23 protein-coding genes are annotated in these 24,365 nt (G+C 73.0%); 22 read left to right on the top strand and 1 reads right to left on the bottom strand.

What is annotated here, in order from left to right; translation table 11 throughout:
• Positions 1-58 precede the first annotated feature (58 nt).
• From alaS to ABZK10_RS14660, 12 genes are all read left to right on the top strand, one after another.
• Positions 59-2,713: an alanine--tRNA ligase gene (alaS, locus tag ABZK10_RS14715; protein WP_353810049.1), complete on the top strand. Its 2,655-nt coding sequence runs from the start codon at positions 59-61 to the stop codon at positions 2,711-2,713.
• 2 nt (positions 2,714-2,715) lie between these two features.
• Positions 2,716-3,186: a Holliday junction resolvase RuvX gene (gene ruvX, locus ABZK10_RS14710; RefSeq protein WP_353810551.1), complete on the top strand. Its 471-nt coding sequence runs from the start codon at positions 2,716-2,718 to the stop codon at positions 3,184-3,186.
• Positions 3,187-3,191: 5 nt separating this feature from the next.
• A complete protein-coding gene (gene mltG / locus ABZK10_RS14705; RefSeq protein WP_353810048.1) occupies positions 3,192-4,646 on the top strand; it encodes an endolytic transglycosylase MltG in 1,455 nt (484 codons plus the stop codon).
• Positions 4,636-5,493: a shikimate dehydrogenase gene (locus ABZK10_RS14700; RefSeq protein WP_353810047.1), complete on the top strand. Its 858-nt coding sequence runs from the start codon at positions 4,636-4,638 to the stop codon at positions 5,491-5,493. Before mltG ends, ABZK10_RS14700 begins: the two co-directional genes overlap by 11 nt.
• A 5-nt stretch (positions 5,494-5,498) precedes the next feature.
• Entirely contained in the window at positions 5,499-6,719 is a 1,221-nt protein-coding gene (aroC, locus tag ABZK10_RS14695) for a chorismate synthase (RefSeq protein WP_353810046.1), read from the top strand.
• Positions 6,712-7,227, top strand: a complete 516-nt coding sequence (locus ABZK10_RS14690; protein ID WP_353810045.1) for a shikimate kinase — start codon at positions 6,712-6,714, stop codon at positions 7,225-7,227. The genes aroC and ABZK10_RS14690 overlap by 8 nt, the downstream gene beginning before the upstream one ends.
• A complete protein-coding gene (aroB, locus tag ABZK10_RS14685; RefSeq protein WP_353810044.1) occupies positions 7,224-8,306 on the top strand; it encodes a 3-dehydroquinate synthase in 1,083 nt (360 codons plus the stop codon). The genes ABZK10_RS14690 and aroB overlap by 4 nt, the downstream gene beginning before the upstream one ends.
• The gene (locus tag ABZK10_RS14680) at positions 8,303-9,646 is read left to right on the top strand and encodes a DUF5684 domain-containing protein (protein WP_353810043.1); all 1,344 of its coding nucleotides are present in this window, start codon (positions 8,303-8,305) and stop codon (positions 9,644-9,646) included. Before aroB ends, ABZK10_RS14680 begins: the two co-directional genes overlap by 4 nt.
• 4 nt (positions 9,647-9,650) lie before the next feature.
• Positions 9,651-10,091, top strand: coding sequence for a type II 3-dehydroquinate dehydratase (locus tag ABZK10_RS14675; RefSeq protein WP_353810042.1), 441 nt, complete (start codon positions 9,651-9,653; stop codon positions 10,089-10,091).
• 99 nt (positions 10,092-10,190) lie between these two features.
• The gene (gene efp, locus ABZK10_RS14670; RefSeq protein WP_353810041.1) at positions 10,191-10,754 is read left to right on the top strand and encodes an elongation factor P; all 564 of its coding nucleotides are present in this window, start codon (positions 10,191-10,193) and stop codon (positions 10,752-10,754) included.
• The gene (nusB, locus tag ABZK10_RS14665; RefSeq protein ID WP_353810040.1) at positions 10,754-11,167 is read left to right on the top strand and encodes a transcription antitermination factor NusB; all 414 of its coding nucleotides are present in this window, start codon (positions 10,754-10,756) and stop codon (positions 11,165-11,167) included. Before efp ends, nusB begins: the two co-directional genes overlap by 1 nt.
• Positions 11,164-11,853 carry a DsbA family protein gene (locus tag ABZK10_RS14660; RefSeq protein WP_353810039.1) on the top strand — a complete coding sequence of 230 codons (690 nt, stop codon included), beginning with the start codon at positions 11,164-11,166 and terminating at the stop codon, positions 11,851-11,853. Before nusB ends, ABZK10_RS14660 begins: the two co-directional genes overlap by 4 nt.
• 10 nt (positions 11,854-11,863) lie before the next feature.
• Here ABZK10_RS14660 and ABZK10_RS14655 read toward each other — a convergent pair whose 3' ends face one another.
• Positions 11,864-13,168, bottom strand: coding sequence for a glycosyltransferase (locus tag ABZK10_RS14655; protein WP_353810037.1), 1,305 nt, complete (start codon positions 13,166-13,168; stop codon positions 11,864-11,866).
• Between the two features lie 76 nt (positions 13,169-13,244).
• Here ABZK10_RS14655 and pyrR point away from each other — a divergent pair, with 76 nt between their 5' ends.
• The 10 genes from pyrR (at position 13,245) to coaBC (ending at position 24,355) form a co-directional block, all read left to right on the top strand.
• Positions 13,245-13,787, top strand: coding sequence for a bifunctional pyr operon transcriptional regulator/uracil phosphoribosyltransferase PyrR (pyrR, locus tag ABZK10_RS14650; protein ID WP_353810035.1), 543 nt, complete (start codon positions 13,245-13,247; stop codon positions 13,785-13,787).
• Positions 13,784-14,737 carry an aspartate carbamoyltransferase catalytic subunit gene (locus ABZK10_RS14645; RefSeq protein ID WP_353810034.1) on the top strand — a complete coding sequence of 318 codons (954 nt, stop codon included), beginning with the start codon at positions 13,784-13,786 and terminating at the stop codon, positions 14,735-14,737. The genes pyrR and ABZK10_RS14645 overlap by 4 nt, the downstream gene beginning before the upstream one ends.
• Positions 14,734-16,053 carry a dihydroorotase gene (locus ABZK10_RS14640; RefSeq protein WP_353810033.1) on the top strand — a complete coding sequence of 440 codons (1,320 nt, stop codon included), beginning with the start codon at positions 14,734-14,736 and terminating at the stop codon, positions 16,051-16,053. Before ABZK10_RS14645 ends, ABZK10_RS14640 begins: the two co-directional genes overlap by 4 nt.
• Positions 16,046-16,597 carry a PH-like domain-containing protein gene (locus ABZK10_RS14635; RefSeq protein ID WP_353810032.1) on the top strand — a complete coding sequence of 184 codons (552 nt, stop codon included), beginning with the start codon at positions 16,046-16,048 and terminating at the stop codon, positions 16,595-16,597. Before ABZK10_RS14640 ends, ABZK10_RS14635 begins: the two co-directional genes overlap by 8 nt.
• A 1-nt stretch (position 16,598) precedes the next feature.
• A complete protein-coding gene (carA, locus tag ABZK10_RS14630; RefSeq protein WP_353810031.1) occupies positions 16,599-17,753 on the top strand; it encodes a glutamine-hydrolyzing carbamoyl-phosphate synthase small subunit in 1,155 nt (384 codons plus the stop codon).
• Entirely contained in the window at positions 17,753-21,037 is a 3,285-nt protein-coding gene (gene carB, locus ABZK10_RS14625; RefSeq protein WP_353810030.1) for a carbamoyl-phosphate synthase large subunit, read from the top strand. Before carA ends, carB begins: the two co-directional genes overlap by 1 nt.
• Position 21,038: 1 nt before the next feature.
• Positions 21,039-21,905, top strand: coding sequence for an orotidine-5'-phosphate decarboxylase (pyrF, locus tag ABZK10_RS14620; RefSeq protein ID WP_353810029.1), 867 nt, complete (start codon positions 21,039-21,041; stop codon positions 21,903-21,905).
• Positions 21,898-22,821, top strand: coding sequence for a guanylate kinase (gmk, locus tag ABZK10_RS14615; protein WP_353810028.1), 924 nt, complete (start codon positions 21,898-21,900; stop codon positions 22,819-22,821). The genes pyrF and gmk overlap by 8 nt, the downstream gene beginning before the upstream one ends.
• A 68-nt stretch (positions 22,822-22,889) precedes the next feature.
• Entirely contained in the window at positions 22,890-23,147 is a 258-nt protein-coding gene (gene rpoZ / locus ABZK10_RS14610; protein WP_281886498.1) for a DNA-directed RNA polymerase subunit omega, read from the top strand.
• Positions 23,148-23,170: 23 nt separating this feature from the next.
• On the top strand, positions 23,171-24,355 hold the full coding sequence (coaBC, locus tag ABZK10_RS14605; RefSeq protein WP_353810027.1) for a bifunctional phosphopantothenoylcysteine decarboxylase/phosphopantothenate--cysteine ligase CoaBC: 1,185 nt from the start codon (positions 23,171-23,173) through the stop codon (positions 24,353-24,355).
• The last annotated feature ends 10 nt before the right edge of the window (positions 24,356-24,365 follow it).

Genomic DNA, 24,365 nt, shown 5'->3' with positions numbered 1-24,365 from the left:
ACCCGCACCGCACCGCCCCACCCGCCGCCGCGGGTGACGACCACCCCTGAACGGAACCATGCAGACTGCCGACATCCGCCAGCGCTGGCTGGACTACTTCGCCCAGCGCGGACACACCGTCGTCCCCTCCGCCTCGCTCGTGAGCGACGACCCCACCCTGATGTTCACGGTGGCCGGCATGGTGCCGTTCGTGCCGTACCTCACCGGGGTCGTGCCGGCGCCGTTCCCGCGCGCCACGAGCGTGCAGAAGTGCATCCGCACGAACGACATCGAGGAGGTCGGCCGCACGCCGCGTCACGGCACGTTCTTCCAGATGAACGGCAACTTCTCGTTCGGCGACTACTTCAAGGAAGGCGCCATCGGGTACGCGTGGGAGCTGCTCACCACGCCAGAGTCCGCGGGCGGCTACGGGTTCGACGAGCGCGACCTGTGGGTCACCGTCTACAAGGACGACGACGAGGCGATCGCGCTGTGGAAGCGGATCGCGGGGTTGCCCGACGACCGCATCCAGCGGCTCGACAAGGACACCAACTACTGGTCCACCGGCCAGCCCGGCCCCGCCGGGCCGTGCTCGGAGATCTTCTTCGACCGCGGCCCGGCGTACGGCGTCGACGGCGGTCCCGCCACGGACGACGACCGCTACGTGGAGATCTGGAACCTGGTGTTCATGCAGTACCTCATCGAGGACGTCCGGTCGAAGACCGACTTCCGCATCGTGGGCGAGCTGCCGAAGAAGAACATCGACACCGGCATGGGCCTCGAGCGCGTCGCGTTCCTCAAGCAGGGCGTCGACAACATGTACGAGATCGACCAGGTGCGCCCGGTGCTCGACGCCGCGGCCGAGCTCTCGGGCCGACGCTACGGCGCCGACCACGAGGACGACGTGCGCATGCGCGTCATCGCCGACCACGTGCGCTCCTCGCTGATGCTCATGAGCGACGGGGTGGCGCCCTCGAACGAGGGTCGCGGGTACATCCTGCGCCGCCTGCTGCGACGCTCCATCCGCGCCATGCGCCTGCTCGGCGTCGAGGAGCCGACGTTCGCCACCCTGTTCGGCGCCTCGCGGGACGCGATGAAGGCCGCATATCCCGAGGTCGAGCACGACTACGGGCAGATCTCGCAGCTCGCGCTCGGCGAGGAGGAGACCTTCCTCCGCACGCTGACCGCGGGCACGTCGATCCTCGACCTCGCGGTCGGGTCGACGAAGGAGGCGGGCAGCACCGCGCTGCCGGGCGACACCGCGTTCCTGCTGCACGACACCTACGGGTTCCCGATCGAGCTCACGCTCGAGATGGCCGAGGAGGCCGGGCTCTCGGTCGATCGCGGCGCGTTCGACACGCTGATGGCCGAGCAGCGCTCGCGTGCGAAGGCCGACGCGAAGTCGAAGAAGAAGGCGCTGGCCGACCTGTCGGTCTACGCCGACCTGCGCGCTCGGGGCGAGACCGTCTTCACGGGGTACACCGACCTCACGACCGAGTCGTCGGTGCTCGGCCTGCTCGTCGCAGGCCGCCCGGTCGCGGTCGCCACCGCGGGGCAGACCGCGGAGGTCGTGCTCGCCGAGACGTCGCTCTACGCGGAGTCCGGCGGCCAGGCCGCCGACCAGGGACTCATCGTGGGCGACGGCTACGAGCTGAAGGTGCTCGACGTGCAGAAGCCCGTCAAGGGGCTGATCAGCCACACGGTCGAGGTGACGAGCGGGCAGGTCGCCGTCGGCGATCGCGCGACCACGCTGGTGGACGAGACCTACCGGCGCGGCGCGACCCAGGCGCACTCGGGCACCCACGTGATCCACGCCGCGCTCCGCCAGGTGCTCGGCCCGAACGCGCACCAGTCGGGCTCGTTCAACAAGGCCGGCTACCTGCGGCTCGACTTCGGCTGGAACAGCGCGCTGTCGGCCGAGACGCGCAGCGAGATCGAGGAGATCTCGAACAATGCCGTGCGCGACAACCTCGAGGTCGTCACGCGCGAGATGCCGCTCGCGGAGGCGAAGGAGCTCGGGGCGATGGCGCTGTTCGGCGAGAAGTACGGCGACGTCGTGCGCGTCGTCGACATCGGCGGCCCGTGGTCGCGCGAGCTGTGCGCCGGCACCCACGTGCGCACGAGTGCCGAGATCGGCATGATCAACCTGATCGGCGAGTCGTCGGTCGGCTCGACCATCCGCCGCGTCGAGTCGCTCGTCGGCCTCGACGCGTTCCGCCGCTTCGCCGCGGAGCGCGCGCTCGTCGCCGAGCTCACCAGCAACCTCAAGACGCCGCAGGACCAGCTGGTCGACCGCGTCAACGAACTCGTGCAGGGCCTCAAGGCCGCCGAGAAGCGCATCGCCCAGTACGAGGCTCGCGCCCTGGCCGACCGCATCCCCTCGATCGCCGCGCAGGCCGCACGGATCGGCGACGTCCGACTGATCGCCGAGGACCTCGGCGAACTGGGCTCGGGCGACGACCTGCGCATGCTCGCGACGGGCGTGCGCGAGCGCCTCGGCACGGATGCCGCGGTCGTGGCGCTCACCGCGGTCGTGAAGTCCCGCCCGGTGGCGATCGTCGCCACGAACCCCGCCGCCCGCGAGCACGGGCTCAAGGCGGGCGCCCTCGCGAAGCAGATGGCGGGCGTGCTCGGCGGTGGCGGCGGTGGCAAGGACGACCTCGCGCAGGGCGGCGGGCAGGACGCCTCCGCGATCCCCGCGGCGCTCGAGGCCGTGCGCCGGGCGGTCGCGTGACGCTGCGCCCGGGGGTGCGGATCGGGGTCGACGTGGGGCGCGCCCGGGTGGGCGTGGCGCGCTGCGACCCGCACGCCATGCTGGCGACGCCGGTCGAGACCGTGCCGCGCGACGACGAGTCGGGGGCGGACGTCGGCCGCATCGTCGGCCTGGCCGACGAGCTCGACGCGATCGAGATCGTCGTGGGGCATCCGCTCTCGATGTCCGGCGCCGCGACGGCGTCGACGGACGACGCGGTCGCCTTCGCGGGGCGACTCGCCGCGGCCGCGCGGGTGCCCGTGCGCCTCGTCGACGAGCGGCTCTCCACCGTCTCCGCGCACTCGGCGCTGCGGAGCTCCGGCAAGCGCACCAAGCACCACCGTCCGGTCGTCGACCAGGTGGCTGCGGTTATCATTCTCCAGCACGCCCTCGATGCCGAGCGGTCGGCTACGACGCCGCCGGGATCGCTGGTCGACCCGAACGAAGGACCCTAGCCCCCGTGTCATTCCCCCCGCCGAGCGACGGACGCGACTCGCGCGCACGCCACGACGACGGTCTCGATTGGGACCACGTCCTGACCGGCGTGCCCGGCGGCGGGCGGCCGGCACCGCCGCCGGCCCCGGAGGGCGGGGAGGCGCCCACCGGCCGGCCGATGACGCGCCGCGAGGCGCGCGAGGCCGAGGCCGCCGCCGCGGCTGCAGCGGCCCGGGGGCGCAAGGGCTCCGGCTCGCGACGGGACGCACGCGAGGCGGCGACCGGCCCGCAGCGGACCCCGGCGGGCCAGGCCGCGCCGCAGCGGAACGCCACGCCGTCATCCGGGGCGCAGCGGCGGCCCGCGAACGACGGCCCGGCGGGCCTCGAGTTCGGCGACGCGCATGAGACGGCGCCGCCGCGGCGCCGGGGTGGCTGGGGCTGCCTGATCGTCGTGCTCATCATCGTGGGCGCGCTCGTCGGCGGCTACTTCGCCGTGCAGGCGCCGCTCGCGACGTTCATGGAGCGGTTCGAGCCCGCGCCCGACTACTCGGGTGCGGGCACCGGCGAACTCGTCTTCATGATCGAGGACGGCGACACCGGGGAGGACATCGCCGCGAACCTCCACGACCAGGGCGTGACCGCCTCGTTCGACGCGTTCTACGAGCTCATCCTCGAGCAGAACCCGGTCTTCTACCCCGGGGCGTACCAGCTCGCCGCCGAGATGAGCGCGCAGGCCGCGCTCGACGCGCTGCTCGACGAGGCCAACCGGCTCGAGAACACCTTCGTCATCACCGAGGGCATGTGGGCCGACAACGCGCTCTCCGCGGCGGCGCAGGGAACGGGCATCCCGGTCGAGGACCTCGAGGCCGCGGCGTCCGACCCCGCCGCCCTGGGCCTGCCCGACGAGGCGACGACGGTCGAGGGCTTCCTCTTCCCGGCGACGTACACGTTCGGACCCGACGCGACGGCCGAGGAGGTCGTCCGCACCCTGGTCGATCGCCAGTTCCAGGCGCTCGACGAGGCGGGGGTCGCCCCCGAGGACCGCTGGGAGACGATCATCATCGCCTCGATGCTGGAGCGCGAGGCGGGCCTGCGAGACGACTACTACAAGGTGTCGCGGGTCATCCGGAACCGACTGTCGGACGACTCGCCCACGAACGGCCTGCTCCAGTTCGACTCGACCGTGCACTACGGCATCGGCGAGGACGGCGTGATCACGACCACCGACGCCGAGCGCGCCGACGCGTCGAACCCCTACAACTCGTACGTGCACCCGGGGCTGCCGCCCGGACCGATCGGCAACCCGGGCGACCTGGGCATCGACGCCGCGCTGCACCCCGCCGACGGCACCTGGGTGTACTTCGTGACGGTGAACCTCGATACCGGCGAGACCGTGTTCAGCACGACCCTCGCGGAGCACGAGGCGGCCGTCGCCCAGTACCAGGCCTGGCTCCGCGACCACCCCGAATATGGCGGCTGAGCTCCCGCGAGGGCGGCGCCTCGCGGTGCTCGGCTCGCCGATCGCGCACTCCCTGAGCCCGACCCTGCATCGGGCCGCCTACGGCGCGCTCGGCCTGGACTGGACCTACGAGGCCATCGAGATGACCGGCGACGGCATCGCGGACTTCGTGCGGGCCCTCCGGGACCCGTGGCGGGGGCTGTCACTGACGATGCCCCTGAAGCGCGACGTGATCCCCGCGCTCGACGGGATCGACCGCGTCGCGCGCCTCACGAACGCCGTGAACACGGTGCTCCGGGCCGACGACGGACGATTGCTCGGCTTCAACACGGATGTCGCGGGCATCGTGCGCGCGCTCGGCGAGCGGGGCGTCGGCGAGGTCGGCCGGGCGGTGCTGGTCGGCGCCGGTGCGACCGCGACGTCGGCGCTCGTCGCGATCGCGGAGCTCGGCGCAGACCGGGTCGACGTCTACGCGCGCACGCCGGCGAAGGCCGACGGACTCGTCGCGCTCGGGCCGGAGCTCGGGGTCGACGTGCGCGCGCTGCCGCTCGCCGGCCTCGCCGACGCGGGCCCGGCGAGTCTCGCGGTGGGCTGCCTGCCCGGCGGCACGGCGCCCGGAGTCCGGGTCGACGAGGCCCTCGTCGCGTCGTCGACCCTGTTCGACGTCGTCTACGCCCCGTGGCCGACCGCGACCTCCTCGATCTGGTCGGATGCGAGCAGGCCGGTGATCTCCGGACTGCCGATGCTGCTGCACCAGGCGCTCGTGCAGGTGCGCATCTTCGCCTTCGGCGACCCGGGCGCCCAGTTGCCCGACGAGGCGGCCGTGCTCGCTGCGATGCGTCATGCGCTCGACGACATGGGAGGATAGTCCCCATGCTTCGATGGCTCACCGCGGGGGAATCGCACGGCCCCGAACTCGTCGCCGTCCTCGAGGGCCTGCCGGCGGGCGTGCCGGTCGCGCTCGACGACATCCGCTCCGACCTCGCTCGTCGCAAGCTCGGCTACGGGCGCGGCGCACGCATGAAGTTCGAGCAGGACGAGCTCGCGATCTCCGGCGGCGTGCGCCACGGCCTCAGCATGGGCAGTCCGATCGCGCTGCGCATCGGCAATACCGAGTGGCCGAAGTGGACCGAGGTCATGAGCCCCGAGCCCGTCGATCCCGAGCGGCTCTCGCGCGGCCGCGGTGCGCCGCTCACGCGACCGCGTCCGGGCCACGCCGACCTCGTCGGCATGCAGAAGTACGGCTTCGACGAGGCGCGGCCGGTGCTCGAGCGCGCGAGCGCCCGCGAGACCGCCGCGCGCGTGGCGCTCGGCGCCGTCGCGCGGTCGTTCCTCGCGGGGCTCGGCATCCGCCTGGTCGCCCACACGATCGCGATCGGCCCGGTGCGCGTGCCCGAGGGACGCCCGCTGCCGATGCCCGACGACGTCGACGCGCTCGACGCCGACCCGCTGCGGTGCTTCGACGCCGAGACCTCGGCGCGCATGGTGGCCGAGGTCGACCTCGCCCACAAGGAGGGCGACACGCTCGGCGGCGTGGTCGAGGTGCTCGCCTACGGGGTGCCTCCGGGGCTGGGCTCGCACGTGCACTGGGACCGACGTCTCGACTCGCAGCTCGCCGCCGCCCTCATGGGCATCCAGGCGATCAAGGGCGTGGAGGTCGGCGACGGCTTCCTCACCACGACGCGCCGCGGCTCGGAGGCGCACGACGAGCTCGACCTCGACGACGGGCTCATCTCGCGCGTGAGCGACCGTGCCGGCGGTACCGAGGGCGGCATGTCCACGGGCACCGTCCTGCGGGTGCGCGCGGGCATGAAGCCGATCGCGACGGTGCCGCGTGCGCTGCGCACGGTCGACGTGGCGTCCGGCGAGGCCGCGACCGCGCACCACCAGCGCTCCGACGTCTGCGCGGTGCCCGCCGCGGGCGTGGTCGCCGAGGCGATGGTGGCGCTCACGCTCGCCAACGCGGTGCTCGAGAAGTTCGGCGGCGACGCGGTCGCCGAGACCGCGCGCAACCTGCGCGGCTACCTCGACGGCATCCCCGAGCGCCTCGCCACGCACGTGGCCTCCGCCGTGACCGCCGACGCGGATGCCTGAGCGGCCCCTTCCGCTCGTGCTCATCGGCCCGATGGGATCGGGCAAGACCAAGCTCGGCCGACGGGTCGCCGCCGCCCTGGACCTGCCGTTCATCGACACCGACGCCGAGATCGTGGCGGCGCACGGTCCCATCCACGAGATCTTCGCGACCGAGGGCGAGGCCGGGTTCCGCGCGAAGGAGCGCACCGCGGTCGCCGCGGCGCTGCGCGAGCGGGCGGTCGTCTCGCTCGGCGGCGGCGCGGTGCTCGATGCGGGCACGCGCGAGGACCTCGGCGAGGCATCCGTCGTGCTGCTGCACGTCGATGCGCGCACCGTCGCGGCTCGGCTCGGTGCGGCCGGCGCGCGCCGACCGCTGCTCGACGGCGGCGGCATCGAGACCTGGACCCGCATCGCGGCCGAGCGGAAGCCGGTCTACGACGCGCTCGCCGACCTCGTGGTCGACACGCGCAGCGGCACCGCGGCCCAGCTGACCGACCTGATCTGCGACTGGTGGAGGAACGAGACGTGACCGACGAGACGACGACGATCCGGGTCGGCGGCGCCGACGGCTACGACGTGCGCGTCGGGCGGGGCATCACGGCCGACGGCGTGGCGGACGCCCTGGGCGGCGGCGTCGCGAAGGTGCTCATGGTGCACCCGCCGACGCTCGGTGCGAAGGCCGCGGCGCTCCGCGAGGCGCTGCTGGGCCGCTACGAGGTGCTGCTCGCGGAGGTGCCCGACGCGGAGGCCGGCAAGCGCGTCGAGGTCGCCGCGTTCTGCTGGCAGGTCATGGGCCAGGCCGACTTCACCCGCAGCGATGCGGTCATCGGCTTCGGCGGGGGAGCGGTGACCGATCTCGCGGGATTCGTCGCGGCCACCTGGCTGCGCGGGGTGAAGCTCGTGCAGGTGCCGACCACGGTGCTCGGCATGGTCGACGCTGCGGTCGGCGGCAAGACCGGCATCAACACCGCCGAGGGCAAGAACCTCGTGGGCGCCTTCTACGCGCCGGCCGCGGTGCTCTGCGACCTCGACCACCTCGACACGCTGTCGCGCAACGAGATCCTCGCGGGCTTCGCCGAGATCGTGAAGGCCGGCTTCATCCGCTACCCCGAGATCCTCGACGTCATCGAGGCCGACCCGGATGCCGCGACCGACCCGTCGACCCCGCAGTTCCGCCGTGTCCTCGAACTGGCGATCACGATGAAGGCGGAGGTCGTCAGCGAGGACTTCACCGAGCAGGGCCTCCGCGAGATCCTCAACTACGGCCACACCCTCGGCCACGCGATCGAGCACGCCGAGCGCTACCAGTGGCGCCACGGCGCCGCGGTCGCGGTGGGCATGATGTTCGCGGCCGAGCTCTCGCGCCTCGCGGGCCGGCTCTCCGACGAGGTCGTCGACCGGCACCGCCGCGTGCTCGACCTGCTGAACCTGCCCACGACCTACCCCGTCGGCCGGTGGAACACGCTGCTCGCGACCATGCAGCGGGACAAGAAGGCCCGCGGCGCGATGCTGCGCTTCATCGTGCTCGACGACCTCGCCAAGCCGACCGTGCTGCAGGCGCCCGAGCAGTCGCTGCTGTTCGCGGCGTACCAGGAGATCGGTTCGTGATCTCCGGCAGGGCCGCGGCGATCGCGGCCCTGGCGGTCGGGATGCTGCTCACGGCCGCGCCCGCGCAGGCGGCCGATGCCGGCGCCGGCGCCGCCGCGGGCGACGTCGAGGTCGGCAGCTGCGTCGACCTCGTCGCGCGCGACGGTTCCGGCGTGGCGGCCGAGGCGACGGTCGCCTCGTGCGATGCGGCGCACGACGGCGAGGTGTACGCCCGGCTCCGGGTGCATGGCGCGTACCCGGGCCACGACGCGCTCCTGGTCCGCGCGGCCGCCCTGTGCGATCGTGCGGTGGTGCCGTCCGGGCTCCGGATCGAGCAGAGCGTGCTGGAGGCGGTGTACCGGATCCCCGACGAGGCATCCTTCGCCGACCGTCCGGAGCTGGAGTGCGTCGCGGTGCCCCGCGACGGGTCGCGGCTCGCGACCTCGCTCGCTGCGGCGGACGCCGCGGGCACGCTCGCGGACCCGGACGTCGTCCACATCTCCGCGGTGCGCATCGGCGAGTGCCTCGACCCGGCGCAGGACGCCGGGGGCGAGTTCGGGAGCCTGGTGCGGCTCGTGGACTGCGACGCCGGCGCTGCGGCGAGGTTGGTGCACCGGGAGGACCTCGAGGGCGCGTATCCGGGGACCGAGGCGATGGCCGAGACGGCGCGCGCCGTCTGCTCCGTTGCGATCGGCACGTCGGAGCCGGAGTTCGCCCCGTGGGTCTGGTACCCGGCCTCGGGCACGTACCTGAACGAGCCGACGATCGAGTGCGCGCAGGCGGTCGGCGGAGACGGTGCGCTGGTGCGGAAGCCGTCCTGGGACCTCGGCGGCGCGTCGGCGGGGTCCGGTCCGACGTCGCCCCTGGTGCCGCCGCTCGAGTTCGTCGTGGCGCTGGGAGCGTTCGTGCTGCTGGGCCTCGTGTTCGTGTCCGCGGTGCTCGTCGGTTCCTGGGTGCTCATGGGGGCCGGGCTCACGGTGCTGTTCGGCCGGGTCGGCATCCCGGCGTGGCGTGCGTGGGTCCCGCTCCTGCGCACGTACTCGTGGCTCCGCCTCGGCGGGCAGCCGGGCCACCTGACCTGGCTGCAGCTCGTCCCCGGCGGGTCGTGGGTCACCTCGATCTTCCTGTGGATCGGGATGCACCGGACGGGGCTCGCGTTCGGTCGCGACGCCGGCTACGTGGCGCTCGGGGTCCTCGTGCCCTTCGTCTGGGCCTTCACCGTGGGTGCCGGCGAGGCGTACCGGCCCGAGCGGATCGTCGCGCACGGCTACCCGCCCCCTGCGGAGGGAACGCCGGCCGCGGAGCCGGAAGCGTGGTGGCCCGGCCCCGCGCCGAGCCCGCCGACCTCGCCGCTAGGCTGAGCGCATGACGACGGTGCTGGTGCTGAACGGACCCAACCTCGGCCGCCTCGGCACGCGCGAGCCCGACGTGTACGGCACGGCGACCCTCGACGACATCCGCGCGCGGCTCGAGTCGTCCGCTCCCGCCGGCATCGACATCGAGCTGCGCCAGACCGACCACGAGGGCGAGCTGATCGGCTGGCTGCACGAGGCGGTGGACCGCGGATGCCCCGTGGTGCTGAACCCCGCCGCGTTCACGCACTACAGCTACGGCATGCGCGACGCGGCCGCGATGGTGTCGAAGTCGGGCCTGCCGCTCATCGAGGTGCACCTGTCGAACCCGCACTCGCGGGAGGCGTTCCGCGGCTACAGCGTCGTGTCGGAGGTCGCGACGGGCGTGATCGCGGGGTTCGGAGCCGACTCGTACCGGCTCGCGATCGACCAGGTGGCGCGCCTGGTCGCCTGACGTATTCGGCCGTTCGGCGGCCCGGCGTCTAGACTGCTCTGCGGGCCGCAGCCGATTCGGCGCGCCCGCGGACTTCTCTATCGAAACGGAAACCACCACATGGCGAGCACTGCGGACATCAAGAACGGCGTCGTCCTGAGCATCGACGGCCAGCTCTGGAGCGTGATCGAGTTCCAGCACGTCAAGCCCGGCAAGGGCGGTGCGTTCGTGCGCACCAAGCTGAAGAACGTCGTGAGCGGCAAGGTCGTCGACCGCACCTACAACGCCGGCGCCAAGGTCGACATCCAGAACGTCGACCGCCGCGACTACACGTACCTGTACAACGACGGCGAGAGCTTCGTGTTCATGGACGCGACCGACTACGACCAGATCACCGTGACCGACACGGTCGTCGGCGACGCCAAGAACTACATGCTCGAGAACCAGCCCGTGACCATCGCGCTGCACGACGGCAACCCGCTCTACCTCGACCTGCCGGCCTCGGTCGTGCTCGAGATCACCTACACCGAGCCGGGCCTGCAGGGCGACCGCTCGACCGGCGGCACCAAGCCGGCGACGCTCGAGACCGGCTACGAGATCCAGGTGCCGCTGTTCCTGGAGACCGGCACCAAGGTCAAGGTCGACACCCGCACCGGCGACTACCTCGGCCGCGTGAACGACTAGTGAGCGCCCGCACGAAGGCGCGCAAGCGCGCGCTGGACATGCTCTACGCGGCGGACCTCCGCGGCGTGCCGGTCGAGCGCGTCCTCGCCGACGAGGCGGAGCGCGCGGTCGGCGAGCCCGAGCGCCAGGCGTCGTGGCTGTACGCGCGGGAGATCGTCGACGGCGTCATCGACCACCGTGCCGAGATCGACGAGCTCATCACGTCGCACTCCCGCGGCTGGACCCTCGAGCGCATGCCCGCGGTCGACCGTGCCGTGCTCCGCATCGCGGTCTGGGAGATCGCGTACAACGACGAGGTGCCCGACGGCGTCGCCATCTCGGAGGCCGTCGAGTCGGTCACCGTGCTCTCGACCGACGACTCGGCGAGCTTCGTGAACGGCCTGCTCTCGGCCGTGGCGGGGGACCGCGCGTGATCCGTCGCGTGCTGGCGATCGCGGGCGGCATCGCGCTGGCGGCCTCGCTGGCGGCCTGCGCGCCCGACACCGCGAGCGAGACCGGCACGGGCGGGGCGGATGCCTCGGCCGACCTGCCGACCGGCACGATCGGCGCGGCGCACTTCGACGAGTTCGCGCTCGTCGCGGGCGACGGCGACATCCGGGTCGCTGCGTACGTCGACCCGTCCTGCCCGCACTGCGCGGACTTCGAGGCCGAGGTCGGCGACACCATCGCGGAACTCGTCGAGGACGGCACCATCACCTACGCCGTCCACCCGATGAACTTCCTCGACCGCGCCTCCGACACGGCCTACTCGTCGCGCGCGGGCTCGGCGATGACGTGCGTCGCGACGGAGGCGCCCGAGGCGCTGCTGCCGATGGTGGCCGCGGTCTTCGCGAACCAGCCGTCGGATGCCGCCGGGCTCGACGACCCGGCGCTGTCGCAGCTCGCGGCCGACGCGGGCGCGCCCGGCGCAGCGGACTGCATCGCGGCGAACACCTACGTCGACTGGGTGCAGGCGTCGAACGACCAGGCGTTGACCGGGCCCATCGAGGGCGCCGAGATCGAGCGCGTCGAGGGCACGCCCACGCTGCTCGTGGACGGCGCCCCGTACACGGGCGCGTTCGACGCCGACGAGGTGCGGGCGTTCATCACCGGCAACTGATTCCGCCGCGTCAGCCGGCGTCTCTCGCGGGACGCCCCGCTCGCCGCCGCTCGACGAGCGCGATCGTGTGGGCGACGACCTCGCGCGGCCCGTCGTGGGTGCGGAGGGCGCGGCCGATCTCGGCGGCGCGCTCCCGGTAGCGGGGGTCCCCGGAGAGCCGCCGCCACGCGCGCAGGATCGCCCGCGGCCTCGGCGTGCCGGTGCGCAGGTCGATGCCCGCGCCGGCCCAGCCGACCCGAGCGGCGATCACCGGCTTGTCGATGTCGCCGCCGGCGACGATGAGGGGAACCCCGTGCGCGAGCGCGGCGAGCACGCCGCCCCACCCGCCGTTGGTGATCATCGCGTCGAGCCGCGGGAGCAGCGCCGCATAGTCGACGAGCCCCGTCACGTGCGCGTTCGGCGGGGCCGGGAACGGCAGCTCCGGCGCGTCGGCCCGCCCCGTCGTCGCCACGATCGACACCGGCTGGCGGCCGAGGGCCGTGAACGTCGGCCGGATCAGGTCGTCCGGGTCGACGTTCAGCGTGCCCTGCGTCACGTGCACGATCGGGCGGTCGTCGGGCAGGTCCGCCCACCATGCCGGCGGCTCGGGCCGGATCGACCCCGTCGGCGCGAGGGCGCCCACGAACTCGACGCGCACGGGCCAGGAGCTGCGGGGGAACTCCAGTTCGGGCACTCCGGACGCGCAGACCAGGTCGGGCGAGTGCCACGCATCGTCGAGCGGCCCGTCGGTCGGCGGCAGGCCGAACGCCGCGCGCTGGGCGTCGTACGCCCGCCGCACGCCGCGCGAGAGCACGTCCAGCGCCGTGAACAGCACGCGGTCGCGGAGGCGGCCGAGCGGACCGGTCGCCGGGAGCAGCGGGAGGATCGGCGGGGGCAGCTCCGGGGTCGGCATCGAGAGCGGGACGATGCTCACGGTGACCGACGGCGTCCCGAGGCGTTCCGCCGCGAGGTGCGTGCCGAGGCTGAGCCCGTCGGCCACGATGACGTCCCACGGGCGTGCCGCGAACGCACGGGCGAGGTCCTCGCCCTGTGCGGCGCCGGTGCCCACGAACAGGTGCTCGACGTTCGCGAGCAGCTGGCGCGGACCCTTCCGGCCACGGAGCGCGGGGAACGTGGCGGCGAGGTCGAGCTCGTCGAAGTCCGGTGCGCACGTCCAGGGAACCACCTCGGCGCCGAGCGCCGCGAACCGTTCGGCGTAGGCGCGGCCGGTGTAGACGCGCACGTCGTGGCCGGCCTCGACGAAGGCCGCGGTCACCGCGGCCAGCGGTGCGACGTGCCCCGCGAAGGGCATCACGGCGATCATGACGTCGGCCATGGCGTCATTGTCCGGTAGAATCGACGAAACCGACATCCTTTGAAGTCCGTCCCGTGAGGCGGAGAAGGGAGTCTGCATGGCTGTGCGCCCCGTGCTGCAGCAGGCCGACATCGAACGCGCGCTCACGCGCATCGCCCACGAGATCCTCGAATCCAACCGCGGGGCGGACGGCCTGGTGATCCTCGGCATCCCCACGCGCGGCGTGGTGCTGGCCTCCCGGATCGCCGACGTCATCCGTCGCATCGAGCCCGGGGCCCCCGACGCCCTCGCCGGCGCGCTCGACGTGACCATGTACCGCGACGACCTCTCCCACACGCGCACGCGCACGCCCGCGCCGACCGACGTGCCCGTCGGCATCGACGGCCGCACCGTCGTGCTCGTCGACGACGTCCTCTACTCGGGGCGCACCATCCGCGCCGCGCTCGACGCGCTGGCCGACATCGGCCGGCCGCGCGCGGTGCGCCTCGCCGTGCTCGTCGACCGCGGTCACCGCGAGTTCCCGATCCGCGCCGACTTCGTCGGCAAGAACCTGCCGAGCGCGGCGACCGAGCGCATCAACGTGCACCTGCGCGAGATCGACGGCGAGGATGGCGTGACCATCGAGGGGGGCGTGCGATGAGGCACCTGCTCTCGACCCGCGATCTGGGGCGCGAGCGGGCCATCGAGCTGCTCGACGTCGCCGAGGACATGGCGGCGGTCCAGCAGCGCGAGGTGCGCAAGCTCCCGACGCTGCGCGGCCGCACGGTCGTGAACCTCTTCTTCGAGGACTCGACCCGCACCCGCGTCTCGTTCGAGGCGGCGGCGAAGCGACTGTCGGCCGATGTCATCACGTTCAGCGCCAAGGGCTCGAGCGTCTCGAAGGGCGAGAGCCTGAAGGACACCGCCCAGACGCTGCAGGCGATCGGTGCCGATGCGGTGGTCGTGCGCCACCAGGCATCCGGTGCCCCGCAGGTGCTCGCGACGAGCGGCTGGATCGACGCGGGCGTCGTGAACGCGGGCGATGGCACCCACGAGCATCCGACCCAGGCGCTGCTCGACGCGTTCACGATGCGCCGGCGCCTGCACGGCGGCGCCTCGCGCGGTCGCGGGCTCGACGGCGCGCGCGTGGTGATCGTCGGCGACGTGCTGCACTCGCGCGTCGCCCGCTCGAACGTGTGGCTGCTCGACGCGCTCGGCGCCGAGGTGACGCTCGTCGCCCCGCCGACGCTGCTGCCGGTCGATGTCTCGGCGTGGCCCGCACAGGTCGGCTACGACCTCGATGCGGCGATCGACGCGGGCCCCGACGCGGTGATGATGCTGCGCGTGCAGGCCGAGCGCATGCACGCCGCGTTCTTCCCCAACAGCCGGGAGTACTCCCGCACGTGGGGGCTCGACGACGCCAGGTTCGCGCGACTGCCGCGGACTACGATGGTCATGCATCCGGGGCCGATGAACCGGGGTTTCGAGATCGCGGCGTCGGCCGCCGACTCGGCCCAGTCCACGGTGCTCGAACAGGTTGCGAACGGAGTTTCGGTGAGAATGGCTGCCCTGTACCTGCTGCTGTCCGGTGAGCGGGAGGAGGCGGCGTGAGCCGCACGCTCATCCGCGGCGCGACCCTGGTCGACGGCACGCGGGGCGACCTCCTGCTCGCGGACGGACGGATCGCCGAGCTGGGCTCGGTGACGGATGCCGCGGGCGCGACCGTGATCGACGCCGACGGCCTGCTGGCCCTGCCCGGCCTCGTCGACCTGCACACGCACCTGCGCGAGCCCGGGTTCGAGCAGAGCGAGACGGTGCTGACCGGCAGCCGCGCGGCCGCGGCCGGCGGCTACACGGCGGTGTTCCCGATGGCGAACACGTCGCCCGTGGCCGACACCGCGGGCGTCGTGGAGCAGGAGCTCCGGCTCGGAGAGGACGCCGGCTACGTCACCGTGCAGCCGATCGGTGCCGTCACCGTGGGCCTCGCGGGGGAGCGGCTCGCCGAGCTGGGCGCGATGGCCGCCTCGCGGGCGAAGGTGCGCGTGTTCTCCGACGACGGGCTGTGCGTCGCCGACCCGCTCCTCATGCGCCGCGCGCTCGAGTACGTCAAGGCCTTCGACGGCGTGATCGCCCAGCACGCGCAGGAGCCGCGCCTCACCGAGGGCGCGCAGATGAACGAGGGCGCCCTCTCGGGCGAGCTCGGCCTGCGCGGCTGGCCGGCGGTCGCCGAGGAGGCGATCATCGCGCGCGACGCGCTGCTCGCCGAGCACGTCGGCAGCCGGCTGCACGTGTGCCACCTGTCGACCGCGGGCTCGGTCGAGGTCGTCCGCTGGGCGAAGGCCCGCGGCATCCGCATCACCGCCGAGGTGACCCCGCACCACCTGCTCCTCACCGACGACCTCGTCGCCAGCTACGACGCGCGGTACAAGGTGAACCCGCCGCTGCGCACGGCCGACGACGTCGAGGCGCTGCGCGACGCGCTGGCCGACGGCACCATCGACATCGTCGCGACCGACCACGCTCCGCACCCCGTCGAGTCGAAGGAGTGCGAGTGGGATGCCGCCGCGAACGGCATGGTCGGGCTCGAGTCCGCCCTGTCGGTCGTGCACGAGGCCATGGTCGAGACCGGCCGGTTCGCCTGGGCGGACGTCGCGCGCGTGATGTCGGCGGCGCCGGCGCGCATCGGCAGCCTCGCCGGCCACGGGCACGCGCTCGAGGCGGGGGCGCCGGCCGAACTGACGCTCTACGACCCCGATGCGCGCGCCGAGTTCGGCGTGGGCTCGCTCGCCGGACGCAGCCGCAACTCGCCTTATCTCGGCCGCTCGCTGCCCGGTCGCGTGCTCGCCACGTTCCACCGCGGCGTCGCGACCGTGCTCGACGGCCAGGTGCGCCCGGCCGACGAGGTCGCGGGAGGCGCCCGTGGATGAGTACCTGGTCGGCGGCCTCGTCGCCGCAGCGCTCGTCGCGCTGTTCGCGACGCTCATGATCCGCTCCTGGCGCGCCCGGCGCGGGCGCGACGCCGGCATCGTCGACCACCCGCAGCCCGCGGAGCCCGGCGCGCCCGTGCTCGAGGCGCCCGTGATGCACGTGGCGACCACGCCGCACCGGCGGCCCGTGGAGCGCCTCGCCCCGCGCGGACTCGGGTTCCGCGCCGCGGGCCGCATCGACGTCCGCGCCGACGGGCTCGTGCTCGACCTGCGCGGCGAGCAGCCGGTGTACGTGCCGGCGGACGCCCTCGTCGAGGTCACGACCGCGAGCTGGGCGATCGACCGCGGCGTGGAGCCGGAGGGGCTCATCGCGCTTTCCTGGCGTGCACGCACCGCCGGGGACGCCGACGCATCCGACGACCTCGTCGTCGACACCTACCTCAGGGCCCAGCGGGTCGGCGACGCCACCCGCATCGTGGACGCCCTCACCACACTCGCCGGGGCCGGGACGGCCCCAGGCGGCGACAACGGAAGCGAGGCCTGACATGGCGATCCCCGGGACGGACGCAGGACCCGCGGTCCTCGTCCTCGAGGACGGCACCCGATACGCCGGACGCGCCTACGGCGCGACCGGCCGCACGCTCGGCGAGGCGGTGTTCGCCACCGGCATGACCGGCTACCAGGAGACCCTGACCGACCCGTCGTACGCGGGCCAGATCGTGCTCATGACCGCGCCGCACATCGGCAACACGGGCACCAACGACGAGGACATGGAGTCCTCGCGTATCTGGGTCGCCGGGTACGTCGTGCGCGACCCCTCCCGCGTGGTGTCGAACTTCCGCGCGCAGCGCAGCCTCGACGACGACCTCGTCGCCGGCGGCGTCGTCGGCATCAGCGGCATCGACACGCGCGCGGTCACGCGCCACATCCGCGCCGACGGCGCGATGCGCGCGGGCATCTTCTCGGGCGACGACGCGTCGCTGCCCGAGGCGGAGCAGCTCGCGCTCGTGCGCGGCGGCCAGGAGATGACGGGCCGGAACCTCTCCGGCGAGGTGTCCACGACCGAGGGCTACCGGCTCGACCACGAGGGCGAACGGGTCGGCTCGGTCGCCGTGCTCGACCTGGGCGTCAAGACCTCGACCCTCCGCTACCTCGCCGAGCGCGGATTCGACGTGCACGTGCTGCCGCAGACCGTCACGGTCGAGGAGCTGCTCGCGCTGGCGCCCGACGCGCTGTTCTTCTCGAACGGGCCGGGCGACCCCGGGGCATCCGACCACCACGTCGAGCTGCTGCGCGCAGCGCTGCGCACCGGCCTGCCGTACTTCGGCATCTGCTTCGGCAACCAGCTGCTCGGCCGCGCGCTCGGCTTCGGCACCTACAAGCTGCCGTTCGGCCACCGCGGCATCAACCAGCCCGTGCTCGACCGCGCCACCGGCCGGGTCGAGATCACCGCGCACAACCACGGGTTCGCGGTCGACGCGCCCCGCGAGGGCGTCACGGAGTCCGGCGAGGGCTTCGGCCGCGTCGAGGTCAGCCACATCGACCTCAACGACGACGTGGTCGAGGGCCTCAACTGCCTCGACATCCCCGCGTTCTCCGTGCAGTACCACCCCGAGTCGGCGGCCGGCCCGCACGACGCGAACTACCTCTTCGACCGGTTCCGCGACATGGTCATCGCGAGCAAGGAGAACGGCAACTGATGCCCAAGCGCGACGACATCAATTCGGTCCTCGTCATCGGGTCCGGCCCGATCGTCATCGGCCAGGCGGCCGAGTTCGACTACTCCGGCACCCAGGCGTGCCGCGTGCTCCGCGCCGAGGGCGTGCGGGTCATCCTGGTCAACCCCAACCCGGCGACGATCATGACCGACCCGGGCTTCGCGGACGCGACCTACGTCGAGCCGATCAACCCCGAGATCCTCGAGTCGATCATCATCAAGGAGCGGCCCGACGCGGTGCTCCCCACCCTCGGCGGGCAGACCGCGCTGAACGCGGCCATCGCCCTCGAGGAGGCCGGCATCCTCGCCAAGCACGGCGTGGAGCTCATCGGCGCGAAGGTCGACGCCATCCGCAAGGGCGAGGACCGCCAGCTCTTCAAGGAGCTCGTGGTCGAGTGCGGCGCCGACGTCGCGCGCTCGCACATCGCCCACACCATGGACGAGGTGCTCGCCGCCGCCGACGACCTCGGCTACCCGCTCGTCGTGCGCCCGTCGTTCACGATGGGCGGCCTCGGCTCGGGCTTCGCCTACGACGAGACCGACCTCCGCCGCATCGCCGGCGCGGGCCTGCACGACTCGCCCACCACCGAGGTGCTCCTCGAGGAGTCGATCCTCGGCTGGAAGGAGTACGAGCTCGAGCTCATGCGCGACACGGCCGACAACACGGTCGTCGTCTGCTCGATCGAGAACGTCGACCCGGTCGGCGTGCACACCGGCGACTCGATCACGGTGGCGCCCGCGCTCACGCTCACCGACCGCGAGTACCAGCGGCTGCGCGACATCGGCATCGACATCATCCGCGCCGTGGGCGTCGACACCGGCGGCTGCAACATCCAGTTCGCCATCGATCCGTCGAACGGTCGCGTGATCGTCATCGAGATGAACCCGCGCGTCTCGCGCTCGTCGGCGCTCGCATCGAAGGCCACGGGCTTCCCGATCGCCAAGATCGCCGCGAAGCTCGCCATCGGCTACCGCCTCGACGAGATCCCGAACGACATCACCAAGGTCACGCCGGCGAGCTTCGAGCCGACGCTCGACTACATCGTGGTGAAGGTGCCGCGGTTCGCGTTCGAGAAGTTCCCGGCCGCCGACCCGACCCTCACGACCACCATGAAGTCGGTCGGCGAGGCCATGGCGATCGGCCGCAACTACGCCTCCGCCCTCCAGAAGGCGCTGCGCTCGCTCGAGAAGCGGGGCTCCAGCTTCCACTGGGGCGACGAGCCGCGTCCGGTCGACGAGCTGCTCGAGGCGTCCACGGTGCCGACCGACGGCCGCATCGTGCTGGTGCAGCAGGCGCTGCGCAAGGGCGCGACGATCGAGCAGGCCTTCGAGGCCACGAAGATCGACCCCTGGTTCCTCGACCAGATCGTGCTGATCAACGAGGTCGCCGACGCCGTGGCATCCGCCGACGCCCTCGACGAGGGCACGATCCGGCTCGCGAAGGACCACGGGTTCTCCGACGCCCAGGTCGCCGAGCTGCGCGGCATGACCGAGGCGGATGCCCGTGCGGCACGTCACGGCCTCGGCATCCGCCCGGTGTTCAAGACCGTCGACACCTGCGCCGGCGAGTTCCCGGCGCTCACGCCGTACCACTACTCGAGCTACGACCTCGAGACCGAGGTGTCGCCGAGCGACCGCCGCAAGGTCGTCATCCTCGGCTCGGGTCCGAACCGCATCGGCCAGGGCGTCGAGTTCGACTACTCGTGCGTGCACGCGTCGTTCGCCCTCTCCGACGCCGGGTTCGAGACGATCATGATCAACTGCAACCCCGAGACGGTCTCGACCGACTACGACACGAGCGACCGGCTCTACTTCGAGCCGCTCACGCTCGAGGACGTGCTCGAGGTCATCCACGCGGAGTCGCAGTCGGGCGAGCTCGTGGGCGTGGTCGTGCAGCTCGGCGGGCAGACCGCGCTGGGCCTGGCCGCCGGCCTCGAGGCCGCGGGCGTGCCGATCCTCGGCACGAGCCCCTCGGCGATCGACCTCGCCGAGGAGCGCGGCCAGTTCTCGCGCATCCTCGACGACGCCGGGCTCCTGGCCCCCCGCAACGGCACGGCCACCGAGCTCGACGCGGCGATCACGGTCGCCGAGGGCATCGGCTACCCCGTGCTCGTGCGGCCGAGCTTCGTGCTCGGCGGCCGCGGCATGGAGATCGTCTACGACACCCCGTCGCTGGTCGACTACTTCGCGCGCATCGCCGACCAGGGCATCGTCGGCCCGTCGCATCCGCTGCTCGTCGACCGCTTCCTCGACGACGCGATCGAGATCGACGTCGATGCGCTCTACGACGGCGAGCAGCTGTACGTCGGCGGCATCATGGAGCACATCGAGGAGGCCGGCATCCACTCCGGCGACTCGAGCTGCACCCTCCCGCCGGTCACGCTCGGCAAGGCGCAGGTCGACCGCGTGCGCGAGGCCACCCTCGCGATCGCGCGGGGCGTCGGCGTGCGCGGCCTGTTGAACGTGCAGTTCGCGATCGGCGCGGGCGTGCTCTACGTGCTCGAGGCGAACCCGCGCGCGAGCCGCACGGTGCCGTTCGTCTCCAAGGCGCTCGGCATCCCGCTGGCGAAGGCCGCCTCCCGGGTCATGGTCGGCGCCACCGTCGCCGAGCTCATCGACGAGGGACTGCTGCCGGCCGGCGACGGCTCCACGGTGCCGCTCGACGCGCCGGTCGCGGTCAAGGAGGCCGTGCTGCCGTTCCACCGGTTCCGCACTCGCGAGGGCGACATCGTCGACTCGGTGCTCGGGCCGGAGATGCGCTCCACGGGCGAGGTCATGGGCATCGACCGCGACTTCCCGCGGGCGTTCGCGAAGAGCCAGCTGGCCGCGTACGGCGGCATGCCGCTGCAGGGCACGGTGTTCGTCTCGGTCTCCGACCGCGACAAGCGCGCCGTGATCCTGCCCGTGCTGCGCATGCGCGAACTCGGCTACTCGATCGTCGCCACCGAGGGCACCGCCGAGATCCTGCGTCGCAACGGCATCGAGGCGGGCGTCGTCCTGAAGTTCAACGAGAAGACCGACGACGCGCCGACCTCGGTGGTCGAGCTCATCCACCAGGGCATGGTCGACGTCGTGATCAACACGCCGAGCGGGCGCTCCTCGCGGGCCGACGGGTACGAGATCCGCGCGGCCGCGGTCGCCGCGGACATCCCGCTGTTCACCACCATCGCCGAGCTGTCGGCCGCGGTCGCGTCGGTGGACGCGGTGCGCGGCGGGTTCGACGTGACGAGCCTGCAGGACTACGAGCTGCAGCGGAAGGCGGTCTGACGTGGCATCCTTCGGGGCGCGACTCGGCGAGTCGTTCGACCGGTTCGGGCGGCTGTGCGTGGGCATCGACCCGCACGCGGGCCTGCTCGACGCGTGGGGTCTGCCGGCCTCGGGCGCGGGCGTGCGCGAGTTCGGCCTGCGCGTCGTCGACGCGATGGCGGGACGGGTCGGCATCTGCAAGCCGCAGGTGGCGTTCTTCGAGCGCTTCGGCTCGGCGGGCATCGCCGGGCTCGAGCGCGTGCTGGCCGAGGCGCGCGGCGCGGGCATCCTCGTGATCGCCGACGCGAAGCGCGGCGACATCGACACGACCATGGACGCGTACGCGCGGGCCTGGCTCGAGCCCGGCTCGCCGCTCGAGGCGGACGCACTGACCGTCAACCCGTACCAGGGGCTCGGCAACCTCGCCCCGACCCACCGGTTGGCCCAGCAGCACGAGAAGGGCCTGTTCGTGCTCGCCGCGACCTCCAACCCGGAGGCGGCGGCGATCCAGCGCTCGGTGCTCCAGCAGGGCAGTCGCGAGGGATCGACCGTCGCGGCGGCGATCTGCTCGGGCGTCGCGGCCTGGAACGCCGAGGAGCCGGAGGCCGCCCAGCAGCCGTTCGGCTCGACCGGCGTCGTGATCGGGGCGACCGTCGACCTGCGCGCGGCGGGCATCGACCCGGACGACACCGGGACGCCCCGCACCCCCATCCTGGCGCCCGGCTTCGGCGCCCAGGGCGCCGCGCTGTCCGACCTCGGTGACACGTTCGGCGCGCTCGCGGCGGGAGTGATCGCCAACGAGTCGCGGTCGATCCTGTCCGCCGGCCCCGACGGCATCCGCGACGCCATCGCGCGCCGCGCCGAGGCCACGGCGGTGGCCCGTGGCTGAGCCCGTGCGCAGCGGCCCGCCCGCACCGCCCGAGGTCGACCGCGTCGCGGCGTCGCGCGCGGCGGTCGCCGCCCGTCGCGCCCGCGCGGCAGTGAAGGCGTCGGTGTCCGACGGCAGCCGCAGCCCGCTCGACGTGCTCCGGGTCGCGTTCGAGGACCCGTCGACCCCCGAGGCGACGCTGCGGACGACGGAGTTCCTCACGTCGGTCCCCGCGATCGGCGAGACGAAGCGCGCGCGCATCATGCGCGACCTCGGCATCGCCGACGCGAAGCGGCTGGGCGGGCTCGGCCGCCGCCAGCGGCTCGCGCTGCGGGCCTTCCTCGCCGAGTGGATCGCCGCGCACGGCGGCATCGGCTACCGCCTCGTGGTGCTGGCCGGACCGACCGCGGTCGGCAAGGGCACGGTCGCGTCGTACATCCGCCGGCACCACCCGGAGGTCATGCTGTCGGTCTCCGCGACCACGCGCGCCCCTCGCCCGGGCGAGGTCGAGGGGGAGAGCTACTACTTCGTCGACGACGCCGAGTTCGACCGGCTGGTCGCCGCCGACGAGCTGCTCGAGTGGGCGGTCGTGCACAACACCCACCGCTACGGCACCCCGAAGGCGCCGGTCGAGCGCGCGATCGCCGAGGGCAACCGCGTGCTGCTCGAGATCGACATCCAGGGCGCGCGCTCGGTGCGGAAGGCCATGCCGGAGGCGACGCTCATCTTCCTGCTGCCGCCCACCTGGGACGAACTCGTGCGCCGGCTGGTCGGCCGGGGCACCGAATCGCCCGCCGAGCAGCAGCGCCGGCTCGAGACGGCACGGGTCGAGCTCGCAGCCGTCGACGAGTTCGACCACACCGTCGTGAACCACGACGTCGCCGAGGCCGCGCAGAACGTCGTAGACTTGATGCGGCCCCGGGCCCGGCGGGCGTGAGCCTGCCCGCATTCACGAACTTCCGCGCAGACCGTCCGCGCGACCCACGCACCCAGAAGGAGCACGCCATGGCTGACAAGCTGACCGGCATCATCGACCCGCCCATCGACGACCTGCTGTCGAAGGTCGAGTCGAAGTACGCACTCGTCATCTTCGCCTCGAAGCGCGCGCGCCAGATCAACGACTACTACGCCGACCTCCACGAGGGCAGCCTGTTCGACAACGTCGGCCCGCTCGTCGACTCGACCATCGACGACAAGCCGCTGTCGGTGGCGCTGCACGAGATCAACGAGGACAAGCTCAAGATCACCCCGGCCGGCGAGTAGCCGGGCCGCGTCAGGTGGCGCCGTTGAACGTCGTCGTCGGCATCACGGGCGGCATCGCCGCGTACAAGGCCGTCGGCGTCGTGCGCGAGCTGGTGCTCGCGGGGCACGACGTGCACGTCGTGCCGACCGAGTCCGCGCTGCGCTTCGTGGGTCGACCGACCCTCGAGGCGATCAGCCGCAACCCGGTGCACGACGAGCTCTACGAGGGCGTCGCCGAGGTGCGGCACGTCGCCATCGGCCAGGCGGCCGACCTCATCGTGATCGCCCCCGCGACCGCGAACACCATCGCGCGGCTCGCGGCGGGGATCGCCGACGACCTCCTCGGCAACACCGTGCTCGCGTCGGAGGCGCCGCTGGTCATCGCGCCCGCGATGCACACCGAGATGTGGCGCAACCCGGCGACGCAGGCGAACATCGCGACGCTGCGTGCGCGCGGCGTGACCGTCGTCGGGCCGGCCGTGGGCCAGCTCACGGGCGCCGACAGCGGGCCCGGCCGCATGGAGGAGCCCGCCGACATCGTCGCAGCCGCCCTCGCGCGCGTGGCCGCACCGACCGGCGACCTCGCCGGCAGGCGCATCGTGGTCACGGCGGGCGGCACCCGCGAGCCGCTCGACCCCGTGCGCTTCCTCGGCAACCGCTCGAGCGGCCGGCAGGGCGTCGCGATCGCCGACGCGGCGCGCGCCCGCGGCGCCGAGGTCACGCTCATCGCCGCGAACCTCGAGGTCGCACGGCCCGAGGGATGCGACGTGCGCGACGTGTCCACGGCCGAGGAGCTGCGCACGGCCGTGCGCGCGGCGGCCGTCGATGCGGACGTCGTGGTCATGGCCGCCGCCGTCGCCGACTACCGTCCCGCCGCGGTCAGCGAGCACAAGCTCAAGAAGGACGACTCGGGCGATGGGCTGACCCTCGAGCTCGTGCGCAACCCCGACATCCTCGCCGAGCTCGGCCACGCGCCCCACGAGGGCACCCTGCTGGTGGGCTTCGCCGCCGAGACGGAGCGCGACGACGCCCGGCTCCTGGAGCTCGCACGCGCCAAGCGCGCCGCGAAGGGCTGCGACCTGCTGGTCGTGAACCGGGTCGGTTGGACCGAGGGGTTCGGCACCGCGGACAACGCGGTCATGGTCGTGGGCGCCGACGGCGAGGTCGTCACACGGGTTCACGGGGACAAGCTGTCGGTGGCGCACGGCATCCTCGACGTGGTTGTCTGAGACGTCGGGC

The organism is Agromyces sp. SYSU T00194 (assembly GCF_040496035.1).
GTDB classification, from domain to species: Bacteria; Actinomycetota; Actinomycetes; order Actinomycetales; family Microbacteriaceae; genus Agromyces; species Agromyces chitinivorans.
Note: the sequence above shows the minus strand (reverse complement) of the source record. Positions and strands in the feature narration are given on the sequence as shown.

What these genes read in the sequence shown, in the direction of transcription:
- carB (WP_353810030.1), top strand. Translation starts at nt 17,753, where the DNA reads ATGCCCAAGCGCGACGACATCAATTCGGTCCTCGTCATCGGGTCCGGC.
- rpoZ (WP_281886498.1), top strand. Translation starts at nt 22,890, where the DNA reads ATGGCTGACAAGCTGACCGGCATCATCGACCCGCCCATCGACGACCTG.
- ABZK10_RS14675 (WP_353810042.1), top strand. Translation starts at nt 9,651, where the DNA reads ATGACGACGGTGCTGGTGCTGAACGGACCCAACCTCGGCCGCCTCGGC.
- aroC (WP_353810046.1), top strand. Translation starts at nt 5,499, where the DNA reads ATGCTTCGATGGCTCACCGCGGGGGAATCGCACGGCCCCGAACTCGTC.
- efp (WP_353810041.1), top strand. Translation starts at nt 10,191, where the DNA reads ATGGCGAGCACTGCGGACATCAAGAACGGCGTCGTCCTGAGCATCGAC.
- alaS (WP_353810049.1), top strand. Translation starts at nt 59, where the DNA reads ATGCAGACTGCCGACATCCGCCAGCGCTGGCTGGACTACTTCGCCCAG.
- ABZK10_RS14645 (WP_353810034.1), top strand. Translation starts at nt 13,784, where the DNA reads ATGAGGCACCTGCTCTCGACCCGCGATCTGGGGCGCGAGCGGGCCATC.
- ABZK10_RS14700 (WP_353810047.1), top strand. Translation starts at nt 4,636, where the DNA reads ATGGCGGCTGAGCTCCCGCGAGGGCGGCGCCTCGCGGTGCTCGGCTCG.
- ABZK10_RS14655 (WP_353810037.1), bottom strand. Translation starts at nt 13,168, where the DNA reads ATGGCCGACGTCATGATCGCCGTGATGCCCTTCGCGGGGCACGTCGCA.
- carA (WP_353810031.1), top strand. Translation starts at nt 16,599, where the DNA reads ATGGCGATCCCCGGGACGGACGCAGGACCCGCGGTCCTCGTCCTCGAG.
- pyrR (WP_353810035.1), top strand. Translation starts at nt 13,245, where the DNA reads ATGGCTGTGCGCCCCGTGCTGCAGCAGGCCGACATCGAACGCGCGCTC.
- ABZK10_RS14690 (WP_353810045.1), top strand. Translation starts at nt 6,712, where the DNA reads ATGCCTGAGCGGCCCCTTCCGCTCGTGCTCATCGGCCCGATGGGATCG.